Source organism: Methylobacterium sp. BE186 (assembly GCF_031457035.1).
GTDB classification, from domain to species: domain Bacteria; phylum Pseudomonadota; class Alphaproteobacteria; order Rhizobiales; family Beijerinckiaceae; genus Methylobacterium; species Methylobacterium segetis.
Genome location: NZ_JAVDVV010000036.1, coordinates 38,945 through 52,290, shown reverse-complemented (window position 1 = coordinate 52,290; position 13,346 = coordinate 38,945). Strand labels below are relative to the sequence as shown.

Here is a 13,346-nt window from a genome sequence, read left to right as displayed (position 1 = left end):
GCGGTCGTCTCGAACATGTCCATGATGCGCTCGGGCGTCATCCGGGTCACGACGACGCCCCGGCGCGGGCGCACCTCGACGAGGCCGCTCACCGCAAGCTGGCGCAGGGCCTCGCGGACGGGCGTGCGCGAGGCGCCGAACCGGTCGGCGAGGTCCTGCTCGTCGAGGGCGATCCCCGCCGCGAGCGTGCCCGCCGCGATCTCGTCCGTCAGCGCGTTGCGGATCTGGTCCGAGAGGAGGCCGCGGGCTCCGACCATCTCGTCCATGACGCCTGTCCGATCCTCTGAAGCGCGCGTTCTGTATGCGCGACGATAACCTGTGATCATCCTCGTATCACGGACGCGGCCATTCCGGCAGTCTCGTATACGAAGAAATTGACATCCGCGTTCCGTGGGCTCAGATAGGCGTCAGGACCGGCCTCCTGTGTGCAGAGCTGACCCCGACGCGGGGTTCTGTATGCGCCAGGCCCGCTATCAGGGAGCGGATCGGATGTCGCATTGGCGCCGGGAGCAGGCTGAGCGGGACGCGCGGATCGCGGCGGGGCGTGCCCATGCCTCCGGCAAGGTGGTGCCGGCCGGCCGCGCGGTCGATCTCCTCGAAGCGATCCTGCGGCCCCGCGACCGGGTCTGCCTCGAGGGCGACAACCAGAAGCAGGCGGATTGCCTCGCCCGGGCGCTCAGCCTCTGCGACCCGGCTAAGGTCCACGACCTGCACATGGTCCAGTCCGGCATCGTGCTGCCGGAGCATCTCGACATCTTCGAGCAGGGCATCGCGAAGCGGCTGGACTACTCGTATTCCGGCCCGCAGGGCGGGCGCATCGCCCGGATGCTGTTCGGCGGCCAGATCGAGCTCGGCGCGGTCCACACCTACCTCGAACTGTTCGCCCGTTACTTCGTGGACCTGACGCCGCAGGTGGCGCTGATCGCGGGCGTCTCGGCGGACCGGGAGGGCAACCTCTACACGGGGCCCAACACCGAGGACACGCCGACGGTGGTCGAAGCCACCGCCTTCAAGAACGGCGTTGTCGTCGCGCAGGTCAACGAGATCCTGGACCGCGTGCCCCGCGTCGACATCCCCGGAGACCGGATCGACTTCGTGGTCGAGGCCGACAGGCCCTTCTACGTCGAGCCGCTCTTCACCCGCGACCCGGCCGCGATGACCGAGACGCAGATCCTGATGGCCATGATGGCGATCAAGGGCATCTACGCCGAGTACGGCATCCGCCGCCTTAACCACGGCATCGGCTTCGGCACGGCGGCGATCGAGCTGCTGCTGCCGACCTACGCCGAGAAGCTCGGCCTCAAGGGCCAGATCGCCACCCACTGGGCGCTCAACCCGCACCCGACCCTGATCCCGGCGATCGAGTCGGGCTGGGTGCGCCAGGTCCATTGCTTCGGCTCGGAAGTCGGCATGGACCGCTACATCCGCGAGCGGCCGGACGTGTTCTTCACGGGCGCCGACGGTTCGCTCCGCTCGAACCGGGCCTTCTGTCAGACGGCTGGCCTCTACGCCTGCGACCTCTTCATCGGCTCGACGCTGCAGATCGACCTGATGGGCCATTCCTCCACCGTCACGCAGTCGCGGGTGGCGGGCTTCGGCGGCGCGCCGAACATGGGCTCGGACCCGCATGGCCGCCGCCACCCCTCCGACACCTGGATGAAGGCGGGGCGGGAGGCGCAGACCGTGGGTGATCCCGCCCTAATGCGCGGGCGCAAGCTCGTTGTGCAGATCGTCGAGACCTTCGGCGACAAGCTCGTGCCCGCCTTCGTGGAGCGGCTCGACGCGCTGGAACTCGCCAGGAAGATCGGGCTCGAACTCGCCCCGGTGATGGTCTACGCCGACGACGTCACCCACATCGTCACCGAGGAGGGAATCGCGAACCTCCTCCTCTGCCGTACCCTGGACGAGCGCGAGCAGGCGATCCGCGGGGTCGCGGGCTACACCGAGGTCGGGCGCGGGCGCGACCGGGCGATGGTCGAGTCGCTGCGCGCACGGGGCATCGTGCGCCGCCCGGAGGATCTCGGCATCGAGCCCCTCGACGCGGATCGCTCGCTACTGGCGGCCAAGTCGATCAAGGACCTCGTGCATTGGTCGGGCGGCCTCTACGACCCGCCGGCCCGGTTCCGGAACTGGTGATGCCCGCCTCGCAGGCCGGGCCGCTCGCCCCACCTCTCCCGTTCGGGAGAGGTCGCGTGCGCGTCAGCGCAGCGGGTGAGGGATGCGGCCTGTCCGGGCACGTCGCCCCTCTCACCCTGTCCCTCTCGGAACGAGAGGGGACCCCCGCCCGGTATCCAGGAGGCCCGATGCCATGGAAAGACTGACCTTCCGGCATGCCACGAAGGCTCCGCTCGCCGGGCGGAAACCCCTGGCGATCACGGGCGTCGTCGCCTCGGGCAATCTCGAAGTGCTCCTGGAGCGGACGCTGCCGCCGGATGCCTGCACCGTCGAGATCGAGACGCCGGTCCACGGCTACGGCGACGTCTGGGAGGCGGTGGTGGCGGATTTCGTCGCCCGCGCCCAGCCCGGGGGGCTTCGCATCACGATCAACGACGGGGGCGCCCGCCCCGACACCGTGTCGCTGCGCCTGCTTCAGGGCGCCCGGCTGATGGAGGGCTGACGTTGAGCGAGCGCATCACCGATCCCCGCGCCGCGAGCTGGTACGAGGCGAGCGCGCGGGCCCGCCTCGACGGGCTGCTCGATTCCGGCAGCTTCGCCGAGATCATCGGCCCGGAGCAGCGGAAGATGAGCCCGCACCTGCCGCTCTTCGACCTGCCGCGCGCCTTCGATGACGGCTTGGTCATCGGCTCCGGCCGCCTCGACGGCAGGCCGGTTCTGGTGGCCGCGCAGGAGGGCCGCTTCATGGGCGGCGCCTTCGGCGAGGTGCACGGGGCGAAGCTCGTCGGGCTCCTGCGCGCCGCGCTCGGGCTCAAGCCCGCAGCCGTCCTGATCCTGTTCGACACCGGCGGCGTGCGCCTGCAGGAGGCCAATGCCGGCGAGACCGCCATCGCCGAGGTGATGCGGGCGATCACCGAGGCCCGCGCGGCCGGCATCCCCGTGATCGGCCTCATCGGCGGCCGGGCCGGCGCCTATGGCGGCGGCGGCCTCATCGCCGGCACCTGCTCGCGGCTCGCTGTCTCCGAAGGCGGGCGCATCAGCGTCTCCGGTCCGGAGGTGATCGAGACCAACAAGGGCGCCGAGGAGTTCGATTCGCGGGACCGGGCGCTGGTCTGGCGCACCATGGGCGGCAAGCACCGCCGCCTGATCGGGGGCGCCGACACCTTCGTGGACGACACGGTGGCAGCCTTCCGCGAAGCCGCCCTCGCCCTGATCGGCCGGGCGCCCGCCTTCGACCTCGCGACGCTCGAGGCCGAGCAGGCGCGGCTGGAGCGGCGCCTCGCGGATTTCGGGGAGTGCCGCGACGCCACCGAGATCTGGAGCCGGCTCGGCGTCAACGATCCGGCCGCCGTGCCGGGTCTGACGGCGGCCGATTTCCACGCCCTCGTCGCGGGTTTGCGGGAGACCGGCCATGACGCTCGCTGAGATCCTCGCCTCCCTGTTCCCCGAGGGCCACGCCGTCGCGGTCGAGGACGGGCTCGTGAGCGGCCACGGGCCGTTCCGGGGCGGCCGGCTCGCGGTCATCGGCATCGACGGCAACACGCCGCTCGGCGTCGAGGGCGCCGCCCGCCTCGCCGGATCCGTCCTCGACGTGGTGCGGCAGGGCGGGGCGACGCCGATCCTCGTGGCCATCGATTCCGACAGCCAGCGCATGAGCCGGCGCGACGAGCTCCTCGGCCTCAACGAGTATCTCGCCCACCTCGCCAAGTGCCTGCTGCTCGCCGACCGCAGCGGCCACCCGACGGTGGGCCTCGTCTACGGCCACACGGCGGCCGGCGCCTTCATCGCCACGGCGCTCGCGACCCGGGTGCTGGCGGGCCTGCCCGGCGCCAGCCCGAGCGTGATGGACCTGCCCTCCGTCGCCCGCGTCACCAAGCTGCCCCTCGATCGGCTGGAGGCCATGGCCTGGGACACGCCCGTCTTCGCGCCGGGCCTCGACAACATGGTGAAGACCGGCGCCGTCCACGCCGTGCTCGATCCCGCGCAGCCGCTCGGACCCCAGATCGAGGCGCTGATCGACGGATCGCCGGCAGCCGACAACCGCGATGCGCTCGGTGCCGAGCGGGGCGGCCGGCCGGTGGCGCAGGGCATCGCCGCCGAGGTCGTGCGGGACGCACGCCTTGGCTGAGGCCCTCCGGCGCCACGATCTCCTGAGCGTGGAGCCCGGCGCCTGGGAGGCGGTGCTCGCCGGCCGCCCCGATCTCGACGGCGCACCGCACCTCTCGGACTGGGCGCGACGGGGCTTCCCGGTCATCGTCCGGCGGCGCCATCCGGGCGAGGCGGCCGGGACCGTGCCGGTCGGCCTCCCCCTGCCGCCCGCGGACGGCAAGCGGCGCATCGGCCTCGCCCTGCCGCCGGGGGCGGTGCGGCCGCGCGAAGCCCTGGCCGCGGCGCAGGCCGTCGAGGCGGCCCCCGAGGCGTGGCGGCCGGTGCTCACCGCCCTCGACGGGCTCGGTCGCTGCCACGGCGCCGTCCCGCGCCTGTTCGGCGCCCTCCTCTGGCAGAGCCTCACCGGCCTGACCTACCTCTCGGCCCATTCCGACCTCGATCTGCTCTGGCCCATCGCCGGCGCCGTGCCGCCGGACCTCCTCCGCGGCATCGCGGACATCGAGGCCGGGGCGCCGATGCGCCTCGACGGCGAGATCCTTCTGCCGGACGGCAGCGGCGTGAACTGGCGCGAACTGCACGCGGCCGAGCCCGGCGGCACCGTGCTGACGAAGCGGGTCGAGGGTGTCGCGCTCCGCTCCGCCGAAGCGGTTCGCGCGGGAGAGGTCGGTTGAGCGCGCTCTCTCGCCGCGCCTTCCCCGAGCAGGGGCGTGATCCTGCGGCCGCCATCGGCCGGCTCGCGGTCGAGGCCCTGCGCCTCGAACTGGAAACCTATCCGAAGCCCGGCCTCGTCAGCCTCGTCGACAGCGGCAGCCACGCCGACATGGATGCGGCGACCTTCCGGGCGAGCGCCGCCGCCCTCGAACCCTGGTTCGCTGCCCTCGCCCGCGCGGGTGCCGCGGGCGAGCCGATGCCGGCCCTGCGCCGCCTCGGCATCGCCGCGGAGGCCGACATGCGGGCGGCCACGGGCGGCGTGAACACCCATCGCGGCGCCATCTTCGGCCTCGGCCTCCTCTGCGCGGCGGCCGGGTCGGAAGCGGCAGGGCGCTCCCCCGTCCTCGCAACGATCCGGCAGCCGGACCCCGAGCCCACCCCTCGTCCCGAGGCTGCTCCGCAGCACCTCGGGATGGGAGCGGGAGGGCGTGCTGCGAGCGCGGTGCAGCCCTCCCGAAGCGAGATCGGCCGCTTCGGCGCACTCATCCGGGCGCGCTACGCGGAGGCCATCCTCGACGGGCCGGAACTGCTCCACGCGCCCGGCGCGCGGGCACGACGGCGGCACCGCGTCGGCGGAGCGCCGGCCGAGGCGGCTGCGGGCTTCCCGACCCTCTACCGCGTCGGCCTGCCGGCTCTGCGCCGGGGGCGGCGCCTGCGGCCGGGCGACCCGGAGGCCGCCCGGGTCGAGGCCTGCCTCGCCCTGATCGCGGAGCTTGAGGACACCAACCTCCTGCACCGGGGCGGCGCCGAGGGCTACGCCTTCGCGCGGGCGGAGGCCGCCCGCTTCATCGCCGAGGGCGGGATCGGGCAGACGGATTGGCGCGCCCGCGCGGAGGCGCTGCATGGCGGCTTCGTCGCCCGCAACCTGAGCCCGGGCGGTGCGGCCGACCTCCTCGCCATGACGCTGTTCGTCGATGCGGCCGAGGCATGACCCTCGCCGTGCTGCTCTCCGGCCAGGGCGGCCAGCATCCCGGCATGTTCGACCTCACGGCGGACCGGCCCGAGGCGGAGGGCATCTTCGCGGCCGCCGCGCGCCTCCTCGGTGACGATCCGCGCGCGCTGGTGCGGGCCGGAGGCCCCCGCCTCCACGAGAACCGCACCGGGCAGATCCTGGTCTGCACCGCGGCGCTGGCCGCCTGGAACCTCGTGCGGGGGGCGGCCCCGGCGCGCTGTCTCGTCGCCGGCTACAGCATCGGCGACCTCGCAGCCTGGGGTTGCGCCGGCCGGTTCGCGCCCGAGACCGTGCTCCGACTCGCGGCCGGTCGGGCCGAGGCGATGGATGCGGCGGGTGCGCCCGGCCAGGGGCTCGCCGGCATCCGCGGCTTGCCGCAAGCCCGGATCGGCGCGATGGCTCAGGCACGGGGCTGCCATCTCGCCATCCTGAACGCGCCCGACAGCGTGGTGGTGGGCGGCGCGGTGCCGGCTCTCGACATCCTCTGCGCGGAGGCGCGCGCGGCCGGCGCCCAGCGCGCCGTGGTGCTGCCCGTGCACACGCCCTCGCACACGCCGATCCTGACCGGAGCGACGGTGGCGTTCCGGACGAGTCTCGAAGCGGCTCCGACGACGCGGCCGCCCCGCGGGGCCCCGCGCCTCCTCAGCGGCCTCGACGGCGCGCCCGTCTTCGACGAGGCGGCCGGCCTGGAGAAGCTCAGCCTGCAGATCTCGCGCACGATCGACTGGGCCGCCTGCCTGGAGGCCGCCCGGGAATACGGCGCGACGCGGGTCCTCGAACTGGGACCCGGCCACGCGCTCGCCACCATGGCGCGGGACGCGCTGCCCGGGGCTCGCGTCCACGCGCTGGAGGATTTCCGCTCCGCCGAAGGCGTCGCGGAGTGGCTGCGCGCGGATTAGGAGTGCAGCGCGTCGTCGTCCGCATCCTCGTCGATGTCGAGGAGGAAGACGATGTCGGCCTCGTCCTCGTCGTCCTCGGACGCGGCGTGACGCGGATCGGTCTCGAAATCCGCGTCCGAATCGTCCTCGGCGAGCGCGTCCTCGAAGACCTCGATCTCGTCCTCGGTGGCCGGGCGCACCTTCAGCTCGGAGGTGCCGTTCCAGAGGGGGCGGCCCTCGCTCGTCATCGCCTGGATGTCTTCCTTGAAGCCGTCGCAGGTGAAGAGGTCGCGCGCCACCTCTTCGGTGCCGTTGATGACCGCCACCGCGGTTCCGTCGATCTCAAGGGTGAACATGGGCGACTCCCTGTCTGCCGAGGCGCCCGTTTACGAGGGTTGCCGGGCCGCGCCAAGACGTCTTGGCGTCTCTCCGGGATTGTCCGGGGCACGGCGCCTCAGGCGCCGCCGCCGACCCGCGCGATGGCGCGCTTGACGACGCCCTGCACCTCGGGATTCGACAGGAACAGGTCGTGGTTGATGAGGCCGCCGCCGTAATCGGAGGCGTCGGCCACCCGCACGCCGAGCGCCTCGAGCCGCTCCCGGTCGGCCGCGCCCGCACGGACGACGCCGCCCGCGATGGTGCTCGACAATTCGAGCGCCCGGTCGTTCGTCGAGGAGATCACGGTGATCTTGTTCACGTCGGGTCCGAGCCGCTCGACGCCCTTCGTGAACAGGTCGATGTCGATGTCGGGCGCGGCGAGCACCACGGCCCCGATCCGCGCCATCGCGGCCTCGCCCGCCTCGGCCCGCAGCATCCGCAGGGTCTCGAGCGTCAGGAGCGTGCCCATCGAGTGGGCGACGATGTTGATGCGGCCGCCGCTCGGCGAGGCCGCGAGCGCCTTGAGCAGGTCCTCGAACGCGTCGCGGGACCAGAGCGCGCTCTCGCGGTCGTAGCCGTAATCGAAGGTCGCCGCCGCCGACGGCCAGGTGAACAGCCCCGAGACGCCGCGGAAGCGGATGCCGTCCGAGAGGCGGGCGGCGCTGACCGCGGCCGATTCGAAGGATTCCCGGTAGCCGTGCACGTAGATCAGCACGTCGCGCCCCAGCGCCGCCTGCGCGAAGGCCTCCGGGGCGCCCCCGCCCGTCTCGACCTTCGGCACGGCGCCGATGGTCCAGTCGCCGGTGACGACCGAAGAGACCTTGCCGAGGAGCGAGCGGTCGGGGGGCGACAGGCGCACCTCGGCGAAGCTGAGGCCCCGCCCGCGTTCGGAATTGAAATAGGGAGCCTTCGGCGGGCTGCCGACCGGCTTGCGGGTCGTCGCGACGAGGAGCACCGGCATCACGTCGAGGGCCGACTGGCGCTCGGGTCCCACCACGGCGCCGGTGACGAGGCCGTCGGCGACGCAGGCGCCGAGGCCGGGCGTCAGCGCCGTCGCGCCGAGGAGTGCGCCGAGTCGGAAGACGCTGCGTCGGGTGGGCCGGTCTGTCTCACGCATCATGATCGTCGCGGGCCCCGCTCGGTGGCCGGTCTCGCCTCGAGGCCGGTCCGGTCTCCCTAGCCCCTGGCCCACAATCTTGGCCATGACAGGGCACGGGCGTGGCGGGCCCGCATGTGGATTGCGGGCAGGGGGTGGGGTGTGGCGTCGGCGGCACAGGCGCGAGGCTCGCGCCCTGGTTGCTTGCCGGGGGGATAGGCAGCTCGCATCATCACCCCCGTTCGGCAGACTCCTTTCCGATCCGCGACGGCCTGCGGGCAGGCAGGCTTGCGGCGTGCTGGCCCGGCGCCGCCATCCGAGTGGGCCTGATCGGGAAGGGGGTGAGGGGATGTGATCGGAGTTCCGATCGTCACGATCACGGTGACGAAAAACGCCAGCGCGTGGTCGCTGACCATCACGCTGGCGCTGATCTGATGATCCCATCATCATTCAGCTGAGCACGGACGTCGCGGGTCTGACCCACCCGCGGCGTCCACCTGCGCCCAACCGGGAGGGAAGATAATCCGAATCCCGTCCCGTTTCAATTTCGCGCCGCCCCTCGACGAACGGCCGCCCTCCCGGCATGTAGGGGCCATGGCCCCTCCGCCCCTCGACCTCGACCGGATCCGCGAGCGCCTCCTCGCGGGCGACCGCGCGGCCCTGGCACGCGCGATCACCCTCGCCGAATCGCGGCGCGCCGATCACCGCGCGGCGGCGCGCGACCTGATCGACGCGGTGCTCCCCCGCACCGGCAACGCGATCCGGGTCGGCATCACCGGCGTGCCCGGCGTCGGCAAGTCGACGACGATCGACGCGCTCGGAGCCAACCTGACGGAGGCCGGCCACAAGGTCGCGGTCCTCGCCGTCGATCCGTCCTCGACGCGCACCGGCGGCTCGATCCTCGGCGACAAGACCCGGATGGCGCGGCTCGCGGTCGACCCGAACGCCTTCATCCGGCCCTCGCCCTCCTCGGGCACGCTCGGGGGCGTGGCGGCCAAGACCCGCGAGACGATGCTGCTCTGCGAGGCGGCGGGCTTCGACGTGATCCTCGTCGAGACGGTGGGCGTCGGACAGTCCGAGACGGCGGTGGCCGACCTCACCGACTTCTTCCTCGTCCTCATGCTGCCCGGCGCGGGCGACGAATTGCAGGGCATCAAGAAGGGCATCCTCGAACTCGCCGACATGATCGCGGTCAACAAGGCCGACGACGGCGAGGGCGAGCGGCGGGCGAACGCAGCGGCCTCCGAGTACCGGGCGGCGCTCCACATCATGACGCCGGCCTCGGCCACTTGGACGCCGCCGGTCGTCACCGTCTCGGGCCTCACCAACAAGCGCCTCGACACGCTCTGGCAGAAGATCGTCGATCACCGCGAGAAGCTCACCGCCACCGGCGAGATCGCCAAGCGCCGGCGCGAGCAGGACGTGAAGTGGATGTGGGCCCTCGTCCACGAGCGCCTGCATCAGCGCCTCGTCGGCTCGGCGGAGGTGCGGAGGGCCACGACCCAGGCCGAGGCCGACGTGGCGGGCGGGACGCATTCCCCGGCCGCGGGCGCGGAGGCGATTGCGACCCTGATCGGATTGTGACCGCAACCCTCCTCGTCACCGGGTTCGGGCCGTTCCCCGGCGTTCCGCGCAACCCGAGCGCGGCGCTCGCGCGGCGCCTCGGGAAAGCGCCCAGATTGCGGCTGGCTCTTGGCGGGGCGCCCAGCGTGCTCGTGCTGCGGACGGCCTACGACGCGATACGGGAGGTGCTGGCCCCCGCCCTGGCGGAGAAGCCCCAGGCGGTTCTGATGTTCGGCGTGGCAAGCCGCGCCCGGGCGCTGAGGGTCGAGATCCGCGCCCGCAACCGCGCGAGCCCGCTGTTTCCCGACGCGAGCGGGCATCGGGCCGGACGTCTCGCCCTCGATCCGGCGGGGCCGCCCGAGCGGACGAGTCCGGCCGCCCACGCCGCCGTCGCCATCCTGCGCCGGCACGGCATCCCGGTGGCAGCCTCGCGCGACGCCGGGCGATACCTTTGCAACGCGAGCTACTTCCGGGCTCTCGCCGAACCCTGCCCGGTGCTGTTCGTCCACATCCCTCCAAGCCCCCGCACCCGCCGCCCGCAGGGCGCCCGCCCCGCCACCGATCCGCAGCGGACGTTGAGGGCGCTCGCCGCCGTGGCGACGATGCTGACGCGGCGGGCGCGCCGGGACTTCTGAAACCGCACCCCCTCGGAGGGCCGGAATCGGGACGCCCTTCGCGGGCACCGCACCAAAAAGTGCGGACCTTGGCGGTGCACAATCGCCTCCTCGGGCGTTTGCAAGTCCGACGGAGCCGGCGGCCCGCCCCCGCGGACGCACGGTCACCGAGAGAGGAGATCAGCCATGGTTGATACGGATCGCATCGTCGGGACCGCCAAGGAAGTCGGCGGCAAGGTGCAGGGCGCGGCGGGCGACTTCGCCGGTTCGTCCCGCGACTCGGTCGAGGGCCGCTTCCGCGAGGCGCAGGGGCGCGCCCAGGACGCCTACGGGCAGGCCAAGGACACCCTGCGCAACGTGGCCGACGACCTGTCGGATTACGCGGGCGACGCCTACGAGCGCGGCGGCACCTATCTCAAGGACGGCCGCCGCGTCGTCGGCGAGCGCGTCGAGGAGAACCCGCTCATCGCGCTCCTGATCGCGGGTGCGGTCGGCTACGGCCTCGCCCTGCTGCTGCACGGCCGCCGATAGAGCGATCGAACGCGCCCTCCGGCCCCGGCGGCCGGAGGGCGTCGCCCCTCACTGCGCCGTCCAGCCGCCATCGACGGAGAGGTTCGCGCCGGTCATCTGCGTCGCCGCCTCCGAGCACAGGAACACGGCGATCGCCGCCACCTGATCGACGGTGACGAATTCCTTGGTCGGCTGCGCCTTCAGCAGCACCTCCTCGATCACCTGCTCCTTCGTCAGGTTGCGGGCCTTCATCGTGTCCGGGATCTGGCTCTCGACCAGCGGCGTCCAGACGTAGCCGGGCGAGATGCAGTTCACGGTGACGCCGTGGGTCGCGAGTTCGAGCGCGACCGACTTCGTCATGCCGACGAGCCCGTGCTTGGCCGCCACGTAGGCGGATTTGAACGGGGAGGCGACGAGGGAATGGGCCGAGGCGATGTTGACGATCCGCCCGAAGCCCCGCGCCTTCATGCCGGGCACCGCCGCGCGGATCGTGTGGAAGGCCGAGGACAGGTTGATCGCCAGGATCGCGTCCCATTTCTCGGGCGGGAATTCCTCGACCGGCGACACGAACTGGATGCCGGCATTGTTCACCAGAACATCGACGCGGCCGAAGGCACCCTCGGCCTCCGCGACCATGGCGGCGATCTCGGACGGCTTCGTCATGTCGGCGCCGGAGTAGAGCACGCGCACGCCGTGCTCCGCCTCGATCCCGGCGCGGGTCCGTTCGATCTGGCCCGGGTCGCCGAGCCCGTTGATCATCACGTCGGCGCCCTCGCGCGCGAGGGCCTTGGCGATGGCGAGCCCGATGCCGCTGGTCGAGCCCGTGACCACGGCGGCCTTGGATTGCAGAATCATGGTGCGCCTCGCTGGCGGCCGGGGCGCGGAGCGGCCGCGGCGTCGAGAGCCCGTTGTAGCGGCAGGGAGCGGGGGCGGTCACCCGGGGCAACGAAGGGAGGGCCTGACGCTCGCGCGATCTTGTCGCTTGCCGGGCCGCCGTTGACAGGCCAGCCCCGCTTCGCCAGTTTCCGCGCCGCCCGGGGATCGGCCATCCGCGAGGCCGACACGTGCCGCCGGACGCTCGCCGCGCCGCCGCATCGTCGCCATATCGGCCTGCCAATGGCCCGCGTGGAGTGCACGTCCGCGTCGTCGGGCCGGTGCCCTCCCGAACGATTCTCAGACGGTGTGATGCGCTCCTATCTCGACTTCGAAAAGCCCGTCGCGGAGCTGGAGGCGAAAGTCGAGGAGCTCAAGGCGATGGGCGCCCGCGACGGCGCCGTCTCCATCAGCGAGGAGGTGGGCCGCCTCGAGACCAAGGCCGCCCAGGCCTTGGCCGAGATCTACGCGAACCTGACCCCCTGGCAGAAGACGCAGGTCGCCCGCCATCCGCAGCGCCCGCACTTCGTCGATTACTGCGCCGGGCTCATCACGGAGTTCTCGCCGCTCGCTGGCGACCGCAGCTTCGGCGAGGATGAGGCGATCGTCGGCGGGTTCGGGCGTTTCCGCGGCCGGCCGGTCTGCGTGCTCGGCCAGGAGAAGGGCTCGACCACGGAGACGCGCCTGCGCCACAATTTCGGGATGGCGAAGCCCGAGGGCTACCGCAAGGCCGTGCGCCTGATGGAACTCGCCGATCGCTTCGGCCTGCCGGTTCTGGCCTTCGTCGACACGGCGGGCGCCTTCCCCGGCATCGAGGCGGAGGAGCGGGGCCAGGCCGAGGCCATCGCCCGCTCGACGGAAGCCTGCCTGTCGCTCGGCGTGCCGAACATCGCCCTCGTCATCGGCGAGGGCGGCTCGGGCGGCGCCATCGCCATCGCCACCGCCAATCGCGTCCTGATGCTGGAACACGCGATCTACGGCGTGATCTCGCCCGAGGGCGCCGCCTCGATCCTGTGGCGCGACCAGGGCCGGGCCCACGACGCCGCGACCGCCATGAAGATCACGGCCCAGGACCTCCTGCGCCTCGGCATCATCGACACGATCGTACCTGAGGCGACGGGGGGCGCCCACCGGGACCGCGAGGCGGCCATCGCGGCAGCCGGCAACGCGCTCACCGCGGCGCTCGCCGAGTTCGACGGGATGGGCGCCGCCGAGATCCGCGACCGCCGGGCCGCGAAATTCCTCGATATCGGCCGCAAGCTGTGACGGGGCTCGCCCGAAGGGCGCTTGGCCCCGATCGCCTGTCATCCGAGCTCCCGCGTCCCGTCTGCGACGTTTTGGCACGTTCGCGAGCCCGCGGATGCCCGCCAGTTCGGATGTCGCGCTCGCGCCCTACAGGATCCGGCCCGCGGGTCGTGCCCATCCCGTCGACTTCGCGCCGGCCGGCGAACATCTGTAACCGCACTTCACAGGCGGCCGGCACCGTGTCTTCGCGATCATTGCGGTAAGGGCCGGGTAAGTTTAACGAAGCTAATGGGTTGGGGAGT

General features: G+C 72.5%; 15 protein-coding genes. 11 read left to right on the top strand and 4 right to left on the bottom strand.

What is annotated here, in order from left to right; all coding sequences use genetic code 11:
• Window positions 1–266, bottom strand: a 266-nt coding sequence (locus tag J2X36_RS24700) for a GntR family transcriptional regulator (RefSeq protein ID WP_310354607.1), incomplete at its 3' end; no start/stop codon positions are given.
• 223 nt (window positions 267–489) lie between these two features.
• Here J2X36_RS24700 and mdcA point away from each other — a divergent pair.
• The 7 genes from mdcA to J2X36_RS24665 all read left to right on the top strand — a co-directional run bounded on the left by mdcA (window position 490) and on the right by J2X36_RS24665 (window position 6,786).
• Window positions 490–2,136: a malonate decarboxylase subunit alpha gene (mdcA, locus tag J2X36_RS24695; protein ID WP_310354605.1), complete on the top strand. Its 1,647-nt coding sequence runs from the start codon at window positions 490–492 to the stop codon at window positions 2,134–2,136.
• Between the two features lie 172 nt (window positions 2,137–2,308).
• On the top strand, window positions 2,309–2,617 hold the full coding sequence (mdcC, locus tag J2X36_RS24690) for a malonate decarboxylase acyl carrier protein (RefSeq protein WP_310354603.1): 309 nt from the start codon (window positions 2,309–2,311) through the stop codon (window positions 2,615–2,617).
• 2 nt (window positions 2,618–2,619) lie between these two features.
• Complete coding sequence (locus J2X36_RS24685; RefSeq protein WP_310354601.1) at window positions 2,620–3,540, top strand: biotin-independent malonate decarboxylase subunit beta; 921 nt, start codon at window positions 2,620–2,622, stop codon at window positions 3,538–3,540.
• On the top strand, window positions 3,527–4,243 hold the full coding sequence (mdcE, locus tag J2X36_RS24680; protein ID WP_310354600.1) for a biotin-independent malonate decarboxylase subunit gamma: 717 nt from the start codon (window positions 3,527–3,529) through the stop codon (window positions 4,241–4,243). Before J2X36_RS24685 ends, mdcE begins: the two co-directional genes overlap by 14 nt.
• Window positions 4,236–4,895, top strand: a complete 660-nt coding sequence (mdcG, locus tag J2X36_RS24675; protein ID WP_310354598.1) for a malonate decarboxylase holo-[acyl-carrier-protein] synthase — start codon at window positions 4,236–4,238, stop codon at window positions 4,893–4,895. Before mdcE ends, mdcG begins: the two co-directional genes overlap by 8 nt.
• Entirely contained in the window at window positions 4,892–5,866 is a 975-nt protein-coding gene (locus J2X36_RS24670) for a triphosphoribosyl-dephospho-CoA synthase (RefSeq protein WP_132253107.1), read from the top strand. Before mdcG ends, J2X36_RS24670 begins: the two co-directional genes overlap by 4 nt.
• Window positions 5,863–6,786 carry an acyltransferase domain-containing protein gene (locus J2X36_RS24665; protein ID WP_132253106.1) on the top strand — a complete coding sequence of 308 codons (924 nt, stop codon included), beginning with the start codon at window positions 5,863–5,865 and terminating at the stop codon, window positions 6,784–6,786. The genes J2X36_RS24670 and J2X36_RS24665 overlap by 4 nt, the downstream gene beginning before the upstream one ends.
• Here J2X36_RS24665 and J2X36_RS24660 read toward each other — a convergent pair.
• Together J2X36_RS24660 and J2X36_RS24655 are read right to left on the bottom strand one after the other, a co-directional pair.
• Window positions 6,783–7,121 (bottom strand): hypothetical protein, encoded by a 339-nt coding sequence (locus J2X36_RS24660; protein WP_132253105.1) that lies wholly within the window; start codon window positions 7,119–7,121, stop codon window positions 6,783–6,785. The two genes, J2X36_RS24665 and J2X36_RS24660, sit on opposite strands and share 4 nt — an antisense overlap.
• 98 nt (window positions 7,122–7,219) lie before the next feature.
• A complete protein-coding gene (locus tag J2X36_RS24655) occupies window positions 7,220–8,263 on the bottom strand; it encodes an alpha/beta hydrolase (RefSeq protein ID WP_405029853.1) in 1,044 nt (347 codons plus the stop codon).
• Between the two features lie 570 nt (window positions 8,264–8,833).
• Between J2X36_RS24655 and meaB the strand changes: the two genes are divergently transcribed.
• The 3 genes from meaB (at window position 8,834) to J2X36_RS24640 (ending at window position 10,947) form a co-directional block, all read left to right on the top strand.
• Window positions 8,834–9,823, top strand: coding sequence for a methylmalonyl Co-A mutase-associated GTPase MeaB (gene meaB, locus J2X36_RS24650; RefSeq protein ID WP_310354595.1), 990 nt, complete (start codon window positions 8,834–8,836; stop codon window positions 9,821–9,823).
• A complete protein-coding gene (locus J2X36_RS24645; protein ID WP_310354592.1) occupies window positions 9,820–10,437 on the top strand; it encodes a peptidase C15 in 618 nt (205 codons plus the stop codon). The genes meaB and J2X36_RS24645 overlap by 4 nt, the downstream gene beginning before the upstream one ends.
• Before the next feature lie 165 nt (window positions 10,438–10,602).
• Window positions 10,603–10,947: a CsbD family protein gene (locus J2X36_RS24640; RefSeq protein WP_132253102.1), complete on the top strand. Its 345-nt coding sequence runs from the start codon at window positions 10,603–10,605 to the stop codon at window positions 10,945–10,947.
• Between the two features lie 48 nt (window positions 10,948–10,995).
• On the opposite strand, the gene J2X36_RS24635 is transcribed toward J2X36_RS24640, so the two are convergent.
• Window positions 10,996–11,781, bottom strand: a complete 786-nt coding sequence (locus tag J2X36_RS24635; protein ID WP_310354589.1) for a 3-hydroxybutyrate dehydrogenase — start codon at window positions 11,779–11,781, stop codon at window positions 10,996–10,998.
• 330 nt (window positions 11,782–12,111) lie between these two features.
• Here J2X36_RS24635 and J2X36_RS24630 point away from each other — a divergent pair, with 330 nt between their 5' ends.
• Window positions 12,112–13,065 (top strand): acetyl-CoA carboxylase carboxyltransferase subunit alpha, encoded by a 954-nt coding sequence (locus tag J2X36_RS24630; RefSeq protein WP_132253099.1) that lies wholly within the window; start codon window positions 12,112–12,114, stop codon window positions 13,063–13,065.
• Window positions 13,066–13,346: the final 281 nt, after the last annotated feature.

Excerpts from the sequence above, each read along its gene's own strand:
- mdcE (WP_310354600.1), top strand. The coding sequence starts at position 3,527 with ATGACGCTCGCTGAGATCCTCGCCTCCCTGTTCCCCGAGGGCCACGCC.
- meaB (WP_310354595.1), top strand. The coding sequence starts at position 8,834 with ATGGCCCCTCCGCCCCTCGACCTCGACCGGATCCGCGAGCGCCTCCTC.
- J2X36_RS24640 (WP_132253102.1), top strand. The coding sequence starts at position 10,603 with ATGGTTGATACGGATCGCATCGTCGGGACCGCCAAGGAAGTCGGCGGC.
- J2X36_RS24660 (WP_132253105.1), bottom strand. The coding sequence starts at position 7,121 with ATGTTCACCCTTGAGATCGACGGAACCGCGGTGGCGGTCATCAACGGC.
- mdcC (WP_310354603.1), top strand. The coding sequence starts at position 2,309 with ATGGAAAGACTGACCTTCCGGCATGCCACGAAGGCTCCGCTCGCCGGG.
- J2X36_RS24665 (WP_132253106.1), top strand. The coding sequence starts at position 5,863 with ATGACCCTCGCCGTGCTGCTCTCCGGCCAGGGCGGCCAGCATCCCGGC.
- mdcA (WP_310354605.1), top strand. The coding sequence starts at position 490 with ATGTCGCATTGGCGCCGGGAGCAGGCTGAGCGGGACGCGCGGATCGCG.
- J2X36_RS24635 (WP_310354589.1), bottom strand. The coding sequence starts at position 11,781 with ATGATTCTGCAATCCAAGGCCGCCGTGGTCACGGGCTCGACCAGCGGC.
- J2X36_RS24630 (WP_132253099.1), top strand. The coding sequence starts at position 12,112 with ATGCGCTCCTATCTCGACTTCGAAAAGCCCGTCGCGGAGCTGGAGGCG.
- J2X36_RS24655 (WP_405029853.1), bottom strand. The coding sequence starts at position 8,263 with ATGATGCGTGAGACAGACCGGCCCACCCGACGCAGCGTCTTCCGACTC.